9 protein-coding genes and 1 pseudogene are annotated in these 12,231 nt (G+C 73.1%); 6 read left to right on the forward strand and 4 right to left on the reverse strand.

Features of this window, described 5'->3' with window-relative positions; translation table 11 throughout:
• Positions 1–140 precede the first annotated feature (140 nt).
• Together Scani_RS01055 and Scani_RS01060 are read left to right on the forward strand one after the other, a co-directional pair.
• Positions 141–1,748 (forward strand): AMP-binding protein, encoded by a 1,608-nt coding sequence (locus tag Scani_RS01055; RefSeq protein ID WP_159469054.1) that lies wholly within the window; start codon positions 141–143, stop codon positions 1,746–1,748.
• A gap of 4 nt (positions 1,749–1,752) precedes the next feature.
• Positions 1,753–2,604 carry a PaaX family transcriptional regulator gene (locus Scani_RS01060; RefSeq protein WP_159469056.1) on the forward strand — a complete coding sequence of 284 codons (852 nt, stop codon included), beginning with the start codon at positions 1,753–1,755 and terminating at the stop codon, positions 2,602–2,604.
• A gap of 35 nt (positions 2,605–2,639) precedes the next feature.
• On the opposite strand, the gene Scani_RS01065 is transcribed toward Scani_RS01060, so the two are convergent.
• Entirely contained in the window at positions 2,640–3,359 is a 720-nt protein-coding gene (locus Scani_RS01065; protein WP_246295410.1) for an HAD family hydrolase, read from the reverse strand.
• Between the two features lie 480 nt (positions 3,360–3,839).
• Between Scani_RS01065 and Scani_RS01070 the strand changes: the two genes are divergently transcribed.
• The gene (locus Scani_RS01070) at positions 3,840–4,475 is read left to right on the forward strand and encodes a TetR family transcriptional regulator (RefSeq protein WP_159469060.1); all 636 of its coding nucleotides are present in this window, start codon (positions 3,840–3,842) and stop codon (positions 4,473–4,475) included.
• 59 nt (positions 4,476–4,534) lie between these two features.
• On the opposite strand, the gene Scani_RS01075 is transcribed toward Scani_RS01070, so the two are convergent.
• Positions 4,535–5,563 (reverse strand): MDR family NADP-dependent oxidoreductase, encoded by a 1,029-nt coding sequence (locus Scani_RS01075; RefSeq protein WP_159469062.1) that lies wholly within the window; start codon positions 5,561–5,563, stop codon positions 4,535–4,537.
• A 226-nt stretch (positions 5,564–5,789) separates the two neighbouring features.
• Between Scani_RS01075 and Scani_RS01080 the strand changes: the two genes are divergently transcribed.
• Positions 5,790–6,386 carry a ScbR family autoregulator-binding transcription factor gene (locus tag Scani_RS01080; RefSeq protein ID WP_246295412.1) on the forward strand — a complete coding sequence of 199 codons (597 nt, stop codon included), beginning with the start codon at positions 5,790–5,792 and terminating at the stop codon, positions 6,384–6,386.
• A gap of 141 nt (positions 6,387–6,527) precedes the next feature.
• Entirely contained in the window at positions 6,528–7,505 is a 978-nt protein-coding gene (locus tag Scani_RS01085) for a ScbA/BarX family gamma-butyrolactone biosynthesis protein (RefSeq protein ID WP_159469066.1), read from the forward strand.
• Between the two features lie 174 nt (positions 7,506–7,679).
• Here Scani_RS01085 and Scani_RS01090 read toward each other — a convergent pair whose 3' ends face one another.
• Together Scani_RS01090 and Scani_RS01095 are read right to left on the reverse strand one after the other, a co-directional pair.
• Entirely contained in the window at positions 7,680–10,010 is a 2,331-nt protein-coding gene (locus Scani_RS01090) for a bifunctional salicylyl-CoA 5-hydroxylase/oxidoreductase (protein WP_159469363.1), read from the reverse strand.
• A 2-nt stretch (positions 10,011–10,012) separates the two neighbouring features.
• Positions 10,013–10,840 (reverse strand): enoyl-CoA hydratase family protein, encoded by an 828-nt coding sequence (locus tag Scani_RS01095; protein ID WP_159469068.1) that lies wholly within the window; start codon positions 10,838–10,840, stop codon positions 10,013–10,015.
• Between the two features lie 371 nt (positions 10,841–11,211).
• Here Scani_RS01095 and Scani_RS40565 point away from each other — a divergent pair.
• Positions 11,212–11,601 (forward strand): annotated as a pseudogene (locus Scani_RS40565) (ATP-binding protein); the annotation flags it as partial.
• Between the last annotated feature and the right edge of the window lie 630 nt (positions 11,602–12,231).

The following is a 12,231-nucleotide window of genomic DNA, read 5'->3' on the forward strand; positions in this document are numbered from 1 at the left end:
GCGGACGAGCCGCGCACCACGCCCTCCCGACCGGTCACCGCACCGCCCGCCCCACTCGCCCGCCCCTCCCCGGCCGCTCGTCGGCCACCCCCTCGCGAGTCCGCCATGATCCGTACATCACGCCCTAGGGGGCATACGCCATGGAGCTACGGCCCTCGGCTCACGCCGACACCTTCGCGCGCGACCGCCTGCCGCCCCACGACCAGTGGCCGCACCTCACCGACCTGGGCTACCCCGACCGCCTGAACTGCGGCGCCGAGCTGCTGGACGGCACCATCGCCCGGCTCGGCGCCGACCGGCCGGCGATCCGGGACGCGAGCGGGCCGGTCTGGACGTACGGGCAACTGCGGGCGCAGGTCGACGCGATCGCCCATGCGCTCACCGGCCCGCTGGGGGTGGAGCCGGGCAACCGCGTCCTGCTGCGCGGGCCCACCACGCCCTGGCTGGCGGCCTGCTGGCTCGCCGTGATGAAAGCGGGGGCGGTCGCGGTGACCGTGCTGGCCGCGCAGCGCCCCGAGGAGCTGGCGACGATCGCCGGGCTCGCGCAGGTGCGGTATGCGCTGTGCGACGTCCGCTCGGTCGACGACCTCGTGAAGGCCGAGATCCCGGGGCTGCGGATCACCACGTTCGGCGGGGACGGGCCGGGCGATCTCCGGCAGCTCGCCCCACCCGGCGGCGCGCCGTACCCGGCCGTGCAGACCTCCGCCGACGATGTCGCGCTGATCGCCTTCACCTCCGGCACCACCGGCCGCCCCAAGGGCTGTATGCACTTCCACCGTGATGTGCTCGCCATCGCGGACACCTTCTCGGCGCAGGTGCTGCGTCCGGAGCCGGACGATGTGTTCGCCGGCAGCCCGCCGCTCGGCTTCACCTTCGGCCTCGGCGGGCTGGTGATCTTCCCGCTGCGGGCCGGCGCCTCGGCCTTCCTCGCCGACTGGGGCGGGCCGGAACGGCTGCTCGGCGACATCGCGGCGCACCGGATCTCGGTGCTGTTCACCGCGCCGACCGCCTACCGCGCGATGCTGCCCAAGCTCGCCGGGCACGACGTGTCCTCGCTGCGCCGGTGCGTATCGGCCGGCGAGAACCTGCCCGCCGCGACCTGGCAGGCCTGGTACGAGGCGACCGGCCTGCGGCTCATCAACGGCATCGGCGCCACGGAACTGCTGCACATCTTCATCTCCGCCGCCGACGGCGCGGCCCGCCCCGGTACGACGGGACTGCCGGTCCCCGGCTTCCAGGCGCGGGTGGTGGACGCGGACGGCGCCCCGCTGCCCGACGGCGAGCCGGGGTTGCTCGCCGTCCGCGGTCCGACGGGCTGCCGCTATCTCGCGGACCCCCGGCAGACGGAGTACGTACGGGACGGCTGGAACCTCACCGGCGACGCCTATGTCCGCGAACCGGACGGCTACTTCCGCTATGTGGCCCGCGCGGACGACATGATCATCTCGGCCGGGTACAACATCGCGGGCCCCGAGGTGGAGGACGCGCTGCTGCACCACCCCGACGTGACCGAGGCGGCGGTGGTCGGACGGGCCGACGAGGACCGCGGGCAGGTGGTCGTCGCCCATGTCGTGCTGCGGTCCGGCGTCGCCGAGGGCGAGGACACCGTCGCCGCCCTCCGCGCCTTCACCAAGACCCGCATCGCGCCCTACAAATGCCCGCGCGAGATCGTCTTCCACACCGCGCTGCCGCGCACCCCGACCGGCAAGCTCCAGCGCTTCCGGCTGCGGGGACCCCATCTAGAGTGACCCGGTGAACGACCAGCAAACGCAGCGCACCCCACGGTCCCTGATCGTCACGTTCTACGGCGCCTACGGGCGCGGCGGGACCGGCTCCGCGGACGGCACCGCCGCCCCGGTGCCGGTCGCCGCCCTGATCCGGCTGCTCGGTGCGCTCGGAGTGGATCCGCCGTCGGTGCGCTCCGCGGTCTCCCGGCTCAAGCGGCGCGGGCTGCTGGTTCCCGCGCGCACGGCCACCGGGGCGGCGGCCTACGGACTGTCCGACGACGCCCGCCAGCTCCTGGAGGACGGCGACCGGCGGATCTTCGGCCGCCCGGCCGCCCGACTGTCCGACGGCTGGGTACTGGCCGTCTTCTCCGTCCCCGAGGAGGAGCGGCACAAGCGGCATCTGCTGCGCTCACGGCTGGCGCGGCTCGGCTTCGGCACCGCGGCCCCGGGCGTGTGGATCGCCCCCGCACAGCTCTACGAGGAGACCCGGCACACCCTGGAGCGGCTGCAACTCGCCCCGTACGTCGACCTGTTCACCGGGGAGCACGCGGGCTTCGCCCCCACTGCCGACGCGGTGGCGCGCTGGTGGGACCTGGACGCCCTCGCCGCGCGGCACCGCGCCTTCCTCGAAGAGCAGGAACCCGTCCTCGCACGGTGGTCGCGGCGCCGCTCGGTTCCCCCCGAAGCGGCCTACCGCGACTATCTCCTGGCGCTGGACGCCTGGCGTCAGTTGCCCTACGCGGATCCCGGACTGCCCTCTCCCCTCCTGCCGGAGGGCTGGCCGGGAGGCCGCGCGGCGGAAGTGTTCGGGCGGCTGCACGCCACCCTCCAGGCCGCCGGGGCCCGTTACGCACACGAGGTGACGACCGGCGCCTAGAGCGGACACGCCCCGGCCGCCGCGCCGCCCTCGTCTCAGCGGCGGCGCTGCTGGGCCCCGACGGCGACGCCCGGTCGCGGCCTGGCGGCGGCGATCACGGAGACCACGTCCTTGAACGAGCTGCACATCCGGGTGCCGGCGACCGCGGCGAGCTCGCCGAACGTGCCGACGCCGTAGGTCACCGCGACCGGCTCCATGCGCGCGGTGACCGCCATCCTCATGTCCCCCACATACGCGCTCTGCCAGGCCGCGACACCGAGCCGGCCCGCCGCCCGCAGCACCATCTCCGGATGCGGCTTGCCGCGCCGGACCATGTCCTGGCCGATGACCGGGCCGACCAGATCGCGGATGCCCATGACGTCGAGCAGCGCCTCGGCGCTGCGGGTGGTCTTGGACGTGGCGACTGCCAGCTCCACGCCATGGGCGCGCAGCGCGGACAGTCCCGCGGTCACCCCGGGGAAGAGCAGCTGCGGTCCCTGGCACAGCACTTCGTAGGCGAACAGCTCGCGGTAGCGGGAGATGGCCGCCTGCACCCGGCCGTCCTCCTCGGGCTTGCCCAGCAGCCGGCCGAAGGCGGGGCCGGGCGGCTTGCCGATGGCGGCCGCGGCCTGCCGGGCGGTCACCGAACACCCCTGTTCCGAGGCCACCTTGACCAGCAGTTTGCTGATCGGGGGAAGGGTGTTGGCGAGGGTGCCGTCCAGATCGAAGACGGCGGCCCTGATCGTCTCACCGCCGGCACCCCGTACACCTCTCACGGGACGTTCGACTTCCGTTGCTACGCGCATGGCTGGAGACCTTTCCGGATTCCGATGGGGGTGCAGGGGCTCGGGTGACGTTGCTGGCTCGGCTGGTTGGGCGGCCTGCGGTCGAGGACTGGTGAGGGCAGCGGCGGTCTCGCCATGGCGCACCGCTGTCCAGCGGCGGTACGCGACCGTCAAGGCGGCGCAACGGAAGGGACCGTCCCGTTTACCGCCTTCGGAGATTTAAAAACCGTCTGCGCTGTTTGTCAATGGACCCCTATCGCCTCTAACGGGTCGACAACACCCCCACCGGGGGCCAAACTGGAGGCACGGCGCGCCAAAAGTCCCCGGGGCGCTTCCCGAGCGGCCGATCGCCGTCTTCTCGTCAGGGCACGTCAGTTCTGGCCATTCCTGAGGAGCATACAGAACCGCATGGTTGGTTTTCTATGTAGACTGCAATGAGCTCGCAGCCGTACTAGAGACGGGACGGACACCGTGCCCACCCAGCATCGCGCCATCCAGAGCCGCCAGGCACTCATCCGCTCGGCCGCAGAGACCTTCCTGGAGAAGGGGGTACCCGCAGCGGGCATGGTCGAGATCAGCCGACGGGCCCGGCTGAGCAAAGGGGCTCTCTACTTCCACTTCACGTCCAAGGACGACCTCACGCTCGCGGTGCGGGACGCCGCGCTCGCGACCCTGCAGGAGATCGAGGACGCCTTCAGCCGCTCCCCGGAGCCGCTGACCACCGCCGTGCGGGACTTCACCGTCGAGCTGTTCGGCCGGGTCGAGTCGGACGCCGTGCTGCGCGCCGGACTGCGGTTGCGCCCGGAGACCGCGCCGGGGCTCGGCATCTACGCCCTGGAGCAGCGCTGGTACGCCCTCTTCCTCGACAAGGCGGTGACGTGCGGGACGGGTGGACCGGCCGGACCGCACGCCTCGGACACCGAACCCCGGCGCACGGCGCAGCTGTTGACCTCGCTCGTGGTGGGCCTGCTGCATCTGGGCAGCGAGGACCGGGCATGGTGGGACCGCGAGGCCGTCGTCGGACTCTGGGCGCTGCTGCCGGCCGCGCCGGGACAGGTCTGCGCCGTCGGCATCCCGGCGCCGACGCAGATCCCGGCGGCGGGCTGATCCGGATCGGCCCGCCCGGCCTCACCCACCGCACCCGCCGCGACCCTGGCGCCGCGGTCTCACAACTCGACCAGCACGGCCCCGATATGGCGCCCCTGCGCGAGTTCGCACAGCGCCCGCGGCGCCTGCTCGATCCCCTTCAGAAGGGCATGCGGGAAGACCAGGGAGCCCTCCCGCAGGCCCTGCCCGAACTCCTTGGTCCACGCCTGCGGCAGATCCGGGTGCGCATGGAGACCGAAGCCGCGCAGGGCCACCCGCCGCGTGATGATCAGCGCCGCGTCCAGCTCCACCGGCGCGCCCCGGACTCCGCCCTCGCCCAGTTGGCTGGAGAGCGCGCCGACCAGCGCGAACCGCGCATCGGGGCGGGCCACCGCGAGCGCCGCCGAGAGCTGCTCGCCGCCCACGGTGTCCAGCAGCACGTCGATCCCGCCCGGCGCCGCCCGGCGCAGCTGGCGTTCGATCGGACCGGCGCCGCGCACGATCGTGTCGTCGTACCCCAACTCGGCGCGCAGCCGGGCCGCCTTGCGCTCCGAGCCGGTGCTGCCGACGACCCGGCCCGCGCCCAGCCGCCGCGCCAGCTGCCCGGCCAGACTGCCGACGCCACCCGCCGCCCCGCTGACGAAAACGGTGTCCCCCGGCCGCACCTCGGCGGCCAGGCGCAGCGCGCCCCAGGCCGTCGCCCCCTGCGACAGATGCGCGGCGGGAGTCGGCAGCTCCGCCGGATCCAGCCGCCGTACGCGCGACTCCTCGACGGCCGCGAACTCCCGCCAGCCGTAGGGATGATGCACCAGCTCGCCGGGGGTGAAGCCACCGCCGGGCGCCGCCACCACCTCGCCGACCGCGGAGCCCCACAGCGCCTCACCCGGCACAAATGAGGCCATTGGCAGCCGGATTCCGGCCATCTGGGTCCGCATCGCCGCGGTCACCGCCATCACACGGGTACGCACCAGCACCTGACCCGGCTCCGGTTCCGGCACGGGCACCTCGGCGATGGTGAAATGACCTACCGTCAGTTCACCTTCGGCGCGGTCGGCGAGCCGGACCTCACGGTGCACGGCGGGTATGGCGGGGACGACGGTGGGGGGCATCGGACAGCTCCTCGCGCTCGTAGTGCTCATCGGCGCCGCACCGGTTCACGGCGCCGGACATGCCCCATCGGGCTCCCCGCCGGGGTCCGCACAACTCAATACCGCATGGTTGGCTTCTTTATGATGCGGAAATAGACTGCGCGGCCACGGGCGGCGGGTCGCACTCAGGTACAACAACTCCAAGAGAGCATACGGAGGATGATCGGTGGTCAAGCAGGAACGCGCAGTGCGCACCCGACGCGCCGTCCTCGAAGCAGCGGCCCATGTCATCGGCACCCGCGGGTACCAGGCCGCCACGATGGCCGAGATCATCCAGCGCGCCGGGGTCACCAAGGGAGCCGTGTACTTCCACTTCACGTCCAAGGACGCACTGGCCCGCGCGGTGATAACGGAGCAGACGGATCCGTTCCTGCCGCAAGTCAGCGAGTCCCGGCTGCAGGACGCCATCGATTTCACCCACCAGGTGGCGCTGGCCCTGCGCAGCGACCCGTTGCTGCAGGCCGGCACCCGTATCGCGGTCGAGACGACCTTCAGCGAGAACCCGCTCGTGCCGTACCAGGCCTGGACCGACATCATCACCACGATGTTCTCCGAGGCCCGGGACAACGGCGAGCTGCTGCCCGGCGTGGCACCGGACCGGGCGGCCGAGTTCTTCGTCGCCGCCTACATGGGGGTGCAGTTGTTCTCGCGGGCCGCGACCAACCGCGCCGACCTCCCGGAGCGCGTCACGACCCTGTGGAAGCACACGCTCCCCGGCCTCGCGGCGCCCGGCGCGCTGGGCCACCTGGACCCGCAGGGCCGCTGTGTGAAGGTTTCGGTCTGACGCCTCTCCCCCACCGCCCCGGCGGGTCACGGCCCGCTCGGCATCCAAAAAACAAACCACACGGTCCGTATCTTATTGAGTCCGCCACCAAGGCTCGGCCCGCAAGGACGCTCCGAGTCGCACAGCAGAAAGGAAAGACCTATGGCCGGCGCCACGCTCACGCCGTACTCGCGCGCTCAGCGCCACGACATCGGAGGCCGGTGCGCCGACGGAAACGGACCGTCGGAGCTCACCACGACCGTGCCGCGCGAGTACGTCCACCGCGTCGCCCTGTCCGAGGTCTTCCTGACCAACTGGCAGCGCGCCGAGGACGGCTGGGTGGTCAGCGCCCAGTGGCCGCGCGCCCACACCTTCTACGGTCCGGCCCACGGGCTGCACGACCCCATACTGCTGATAGAGACCATCCGGCAGTCCGGGATATTACTGAGCCATGTCGCGCATCGGGTGCCGCTCGACCACCCGATCATCTGGCAGCGGGTCCGCTACGACCTCACGACGCGGGCGCTGCGCGCCGCGGAGCAGCCGGCCGAGGTCGAACTGCACGTCACCGACCGCGACATGGTCCACCGCGGCACCCGCCTGGTCAGCGCCCATCAGGAATTCCGGATCCGGTGCGACGGGGAGGACCTGGCCTCCGCGACGCTCATCTACTCCTGCCACAGCCCTGCCGTCTACCGCAGGCTGCGCGGCGATTACGGCGACGTGGCCTTCGCCTACTCCCGGAAACTGCCGCTGCCACAGGCCATCGCCCCGCACCTGGTCGCCCGGGAACACGACCGCGATGTGGTGCTCTCCCCCACCGACCGCGCCGCCCACTGGCAGCTCCGGGTGGACACCTCGCACCCGGTGCTCTTCGATCACCCCGTGGACCACGCGCCCGGCATGCTGATGATCGAGGCCGCCCGCCAGGCCGCGCAGGCCGCCACGCCCGGCTTCACCGTGCCGGTGTCGATGGACTGCTCCTTCGAGCGCTACGCCGAACTCGACGCCCCTACCTGGGTACAGGCCCGGACCACGGACCGCACCGACGGCGACCGCCGAGAGGTCGAGGTCGCCGTCGAACAGCACGGCAAGCCGGTGGTCACGGCACAGATCGGCTGCGTACCGACGTCGTCCTGACCGGCCCGCGCACCGGCCCGCCCGCTGCCCGACCGGCCGTCCGCACCGGACCGCCCCTCCCGGACCGCCTCCCTCGCCGGCCCCTCGATTCTCCCGACGGACCGCTCCGCCTGCCGCCGCATACCTGCCCGGCAGGCCCCTGATCGGCCCCGCCCCGCTGCCCGTGCCTCCCCGTCACCGCAGCGTGAGGCGGGGCTTCGGCGCGTCGGTACGTCCGGTGGGCGGGGTGCGGCTGCCCGCTTGATACGGCAGCGGCCAGGGAGCGCCCGGCCCCGCGTACCCCTGTTCCGCGGCGGCGTGCAGCGTCCAGTGCGGGTCGTACAGATGCGGTCTGGCCAGTGCGCACAGGTCCGCGCGCCCGGCCAGTACCAGGGAGTTGACGTCGTCCCAGGAGGAGATGGCGCCGACCGCCATGACCGGCACGCCGAGGGTGTTGCGGATCCGGTCGGCGAACGGGGTCTGGTACGAGCGGCCGTAGTCGGGGCGTTCGTCGGGGACGACCTGGCCGGTGGACACGTCGAGGGCATCGGCGCCGTGCTCGGCGAAGGCCCGCGCGATCGCCACCGCGTCGTCCGCGGTGGTGCCGCCCTCCGCCCAGTCGGTCGCGGAGATACGGACCGTCATCGGGCGACCGGCCGGCCACACGGCCCGGACCGCGTCGAAGACCTCCAGCGGGAACCGCAGCCGGCCGGCGAGATCGCCGCCATAGGCGTCGGTGCGCTGGTTGGTGAGCGGCGAGAGGAAGCCGGAGAGCAGGTAGCCGTGGGCACAGTGGAGTTCGAGGAGGTCGAAGCCCGCCCGCGCGGCGGACTCGGCGGACCGGACGAACTGCTCGCGGACCGTACCCAGTTCGGCTTCCGACAACGCATGCGGGATCTGGTTGACGCCGGCGCGGTAGGGCAGTTCGGAGGGTGCCACGACCGGCCAGTTGCCGTCCCGGAGCGGCTGGTCGATGCCCTCCCACATCAGCCGGGTCGAGCCCTTGCGGCCGGAGTGGCCGAGCTGGACGCCGATGGCGGTGCCGGGTGCGGAGGTGTGGACGAAGTCGGTGACCCGGCGCCAGGCCGTCTCGTGCTCCGGCGCGTAGAGCCCCGTACAGCCCGGGGTGATCCGCCCCTCGGGGCTGACGCACACCATCTCCGTCATCACCAGACCGGCGCCGCCCAGCGCGCGGGCTCCGAGGTGGACGAGGTGGAAGTCGCCGGGGGTGCCGTCGCCGTCCTGCGCGGAGTACATGTCCATCGGCGAGACCACGACCCGGTTGCGCAGCGTCAGCTCCCCCAGCCGGAACGGCGTGAACATGGGGGGAGTGGCGGCCGGGGTGCCCGCCTCCTTCTCGACGGCGGCGACGAATCCCGCGTCGCGCAGCCGCAGGTTGTCGTGGGTGACGCGGCGGCTGCGGGTGAGGAGGTTGAAGGCGAACTGGTGGGGCGGCTGGTCCAGGTACGTGGCCAGCTCCTCGAACCAGGCGAGGCTGGCGCGGGCGGCACGCTGGGTGGAGGCGACCACCGGGCGGCGCTCCTCCTCGTACGCGGCCAGGGCACTGGCGGTGTCGGGCTGCTCCTGGAGGCAGGCCGCCAGCGCGAGGGCGTCCTCGACGGCGAGCTTGGTGCCCGAGCCGATGGAGAAGTGCGCGGTGTGCGCCGCGTCGCCGAGCAGCACCGTATTGCCGTACGACCAGCGGTCGTTGACGACCGTACGGAAGGCGATCCAGCTGGAGTTGTTGGAGCGCAGCGACCGGCCGCCCAGGGCGTCGGTGAAGACCTTGGCGCACCACTCCGCCGACTCGCGCTCATCACAGCGGTCGAGTCCGGCCGACCGCCAGACCTCCTCGCGCATCTCGACGATGACCGTGCTGGCCCCGAGCGTGCCGTCCGCCGTCCCGGAGGGCCGCGCCCCGGGGTGCCCGGCGGACGACGGGCCGGCGAAGGGGTAGGCGTGGAGCTGTGCGACGCCGTGCTCGGTCTCGGCGATCTCGAAGCGGAAGGCGTCGAAGGCGAAGTCGGCGGCGAGCCAGATGTAGCGGCAGCGGTGGGTGGTCAGCCGGGGGCGGAAGGCGTCGGCATGTGCCGTGCGGGTCGCGCTGTGCACCCCGTCGGCGGCGATCACCAGGTCGTACGCGCGCGCCAGCTCGGCGGCGGGCGGGGCCTCGGTGCGAAAGCGCAGTTCGATGCCGAGGTCGCGGCAGCGCCGGTGGAGCACGGCCAGCAGTCGGCGCCGCCCCAGCGCCGCGAAACCGTGCCCGCCTGAGGTCAGCGTGCGGCCGCGGTGGACGATGTCGATGTCGTCCCAGCGGACGAACTCCGCCTGGAGGGCGCGGTAGACCTCCGGGTCGGCGTGCTCGATACCGCCGAGGGTCTCGTCGGAGAGCACCACACCGAAGCCGAAGGTGTCGTCGGGCGCGTTGCGCTCCCAGACGGTGATCTCGCGGGTGGGGTCGAGGCGTTTGAGGAGGACCGCGGCGTACAGCCCGCCCGGCCCCCCGCCGATGACGGCGACCCGCATGCCTATTTCCCCTGCCACTTGGGCGTCCGCTTCTCCGTGAAAGCGGCGTGGAATTCCGCGTAGTCGGCGCTGTTCATCAGCAGCGCCTGGGTGGCAGCGTCCATTTCCACGGCGGCGGCCAGCGGCATGTCGAGCTCCGCGGTGAGCAGCGCCTTGGTCTGGGCGTGCGCCAGCGCGGGCCCCTCGGCGAGCCGTCGGGCGAGCGCCGCGGCGGCCTCGTCGGCCCGGCCCTCGTCGGCCAGTTCGCTGATCAGGCCGAGCCGTTCGGCCTCCGGCGCCCGGACGGCGTCGCCGAGCATCAGCAGCCGGGTGGCATGACCGAGGCCGATCACGCGGGGCAGCAGATAGGCCGCGCCCATGTCACCGCCGGAGAGCCCGACCTTGGTGAAGAGGAAGGCGAAGCGGGCGGACGGGTCGGCGACGCGGAAGTCGGCGGCCAGCGCGAGCACCGCGCCCGCTCCGGCCGCGACCCCGTGCACCGCCGCGATCACCGGGAACGGGCACTCCCGCACCGCCCGGACGACCTGCCCGGTCATCCGGTTGAAGTCCAGGAGCTGTGCGGTGTCCATGCCCAGGGTGGCGCCGATGATCTCGTCGACGTCCCCGCCGGAGCAGAAGCCGCGCCCCTCCCCCGCGAGCACCAGGGCACGTACGGAACGCTCCCTGGACAGCTCCGCGAGCAGGTCACGGAGGTCGGCGTAGGCCTCGAAGGTGAGCGCATTGAGTTTGTCCGGGCGCGCCAGCGTGACGGTGGCGATCCCGTCCTTCCTGGTCACGCGGATGTGTTGCCAGGCCTCTGTGCTGCGGGCTGATCCTGCGAACGGGCTCATCGGGCTGCCTGCCCCCTTTGGCCGACCGGCCGGGTGGATGGTGTTCCGGATGCCCTGTCGAAGTTATCACCGATTCATGACTGTCGTCACGAGGACGCGATAGCGGCGTGGCGGGCCGGTGGCGCCCGCGGCGGAGAGGGGGCGGGGGGAGGCCGGTGGCGCCGCGGCAGAGCGGGCGGGAGCGGCAGGCCGGTGGCGCCCCGGCAGAGCGGGCCGGGGGCCGGTCGAAGGTCCCGGCCGCCGGATGACTTAGGTCATGCCCTTCCTGGCCGCTCGCCCCTGCCCCGGGCACCCCCGCACTCCCTAGCGTGGACGTATCCCGTCCGGCCTCGGGTATCCGACCCGGCCTTCTGTGAACGGAACGCACCGGCATGCTGGAACCGCCCGCCACCTCGACCTGGCGCATCACACTGCCGCGCAGCCCTACCGCCGTCCCCATCGCCCGCGCGATGGTCAGAACCGCCATGCAGGACCTCCGGGCCACGGCCGACCGCACCACCGCGCAGCTGCTGACCGCCGAACTGGTCACCAACGCCCTGCGGCACACCCGCGATGCGGATCCCATCGAGCTGGTGGTGGAACTGCGGACGACCGGCTGCCGGATCGAGGTGCACGACGGCGACCCCCTGCTCGTCGGGGGGCTGGGCAGCCCCCCGCCCGCGATGGATCCGGACGGACCGGGACTGGTGGGGGTGCCGATCGGGGGCGAGGCCCTTGGCGGGCCCGGTCACGGTCCTGATTCCGGTCCGGGGCCTGGTTCCGGAGCGGGGACTAGTTCCGGCCCGGGACCTGGTCCTGGTCCCGGGCCCGCGCCCTGCCGTACGGCGGAGGGGCATGGCGCGGCGGACGGGCACCAGGCGGGAGGTCGCGCGACGGACGGTCGTGACGCGCAGGACCGCGCAGGGGACGGTCCCCGGGCGCGGGAGCACACGGTGGGCGGGCTCCCCACCGACGACGGCCACCTCCCGATGCAGCGCACGGAGCGCGGCGGGCGGGCCCGGGACACTGACGAAACGGACGGCACCGAGCCTGCCGGGCGCAACGAGGAGCGTCGGGACGGGACGGATGACGTCGGCGGGGCCCGTCACGCCGAGCGGGACGACGGCGTCGGCGTGGACGGGGGCGGGGACGTCGGGGCGGACGGGCACGGGGGCGTCGGGGCGGACGCCGCCTCGGACGTCGACGTGAAGATGCAAGTGGACGCTGAAGTGGACGGGGGCGCGGACGCCGACGCCGATCCCGGTGGCCCTCCCCGTGCCCGTGCCGACAGCGCCCCCGCCCCGCACCGTATCGACGGCGCCGGCCCGAGCCGCTGCGACCCGAGCCCTGACCATGCCGATGGCCAAGACCCTGGCCAGGGCCCCGACCACGGCCACGGCCACGGCCACGGC

Source organism: Streptomyces caniferus, assembly GCF_009811555.1.
Classification (GTDB): Bacteria; Actinomycetota; Actinomycetes; order Streptomycetales; family Streptomycetaceae; genus Streptomyces; species Streptomyces caniferus.

Coding starts and splice junctions, on each gene's coding strand:
- Scani_RS01085 (WP_159469066.1), top strand. CDS start 6,528: ATGGCCGGCGCCACGCTCACGCCGTACTCGCGCGCTCAGCGCCACGAC.
- Scani_RS01095 (WP_159469068.1), bottom strand. CDS start 10,840: ATGAGCCCGTTCGCAGGATCAGCCCGCAGCACAGAGGCCTGGCAACAC.
- Scani_RS01075 (WP_159469062.1), bottom strand. CDS start 5,563: ATGCCCCCCACCGTCGTCCCCGCCATACCCGCCGTGCACCGTGAGGTC.
- Scani_RS01055 (WP_159469054.1), top strand. CDS start 141: ATGGAGCTACGGCCCTCGGCTCACGCCGACACCTTCGCGCGCGACCGC.
- Scani_RS01090 (WP_159469363.1), bottom strand. CDS start 10,010: ATGCGGGTCGCCGTCATCGGCGGGGGGCCGGGCGGGCTGTACGCCGCG.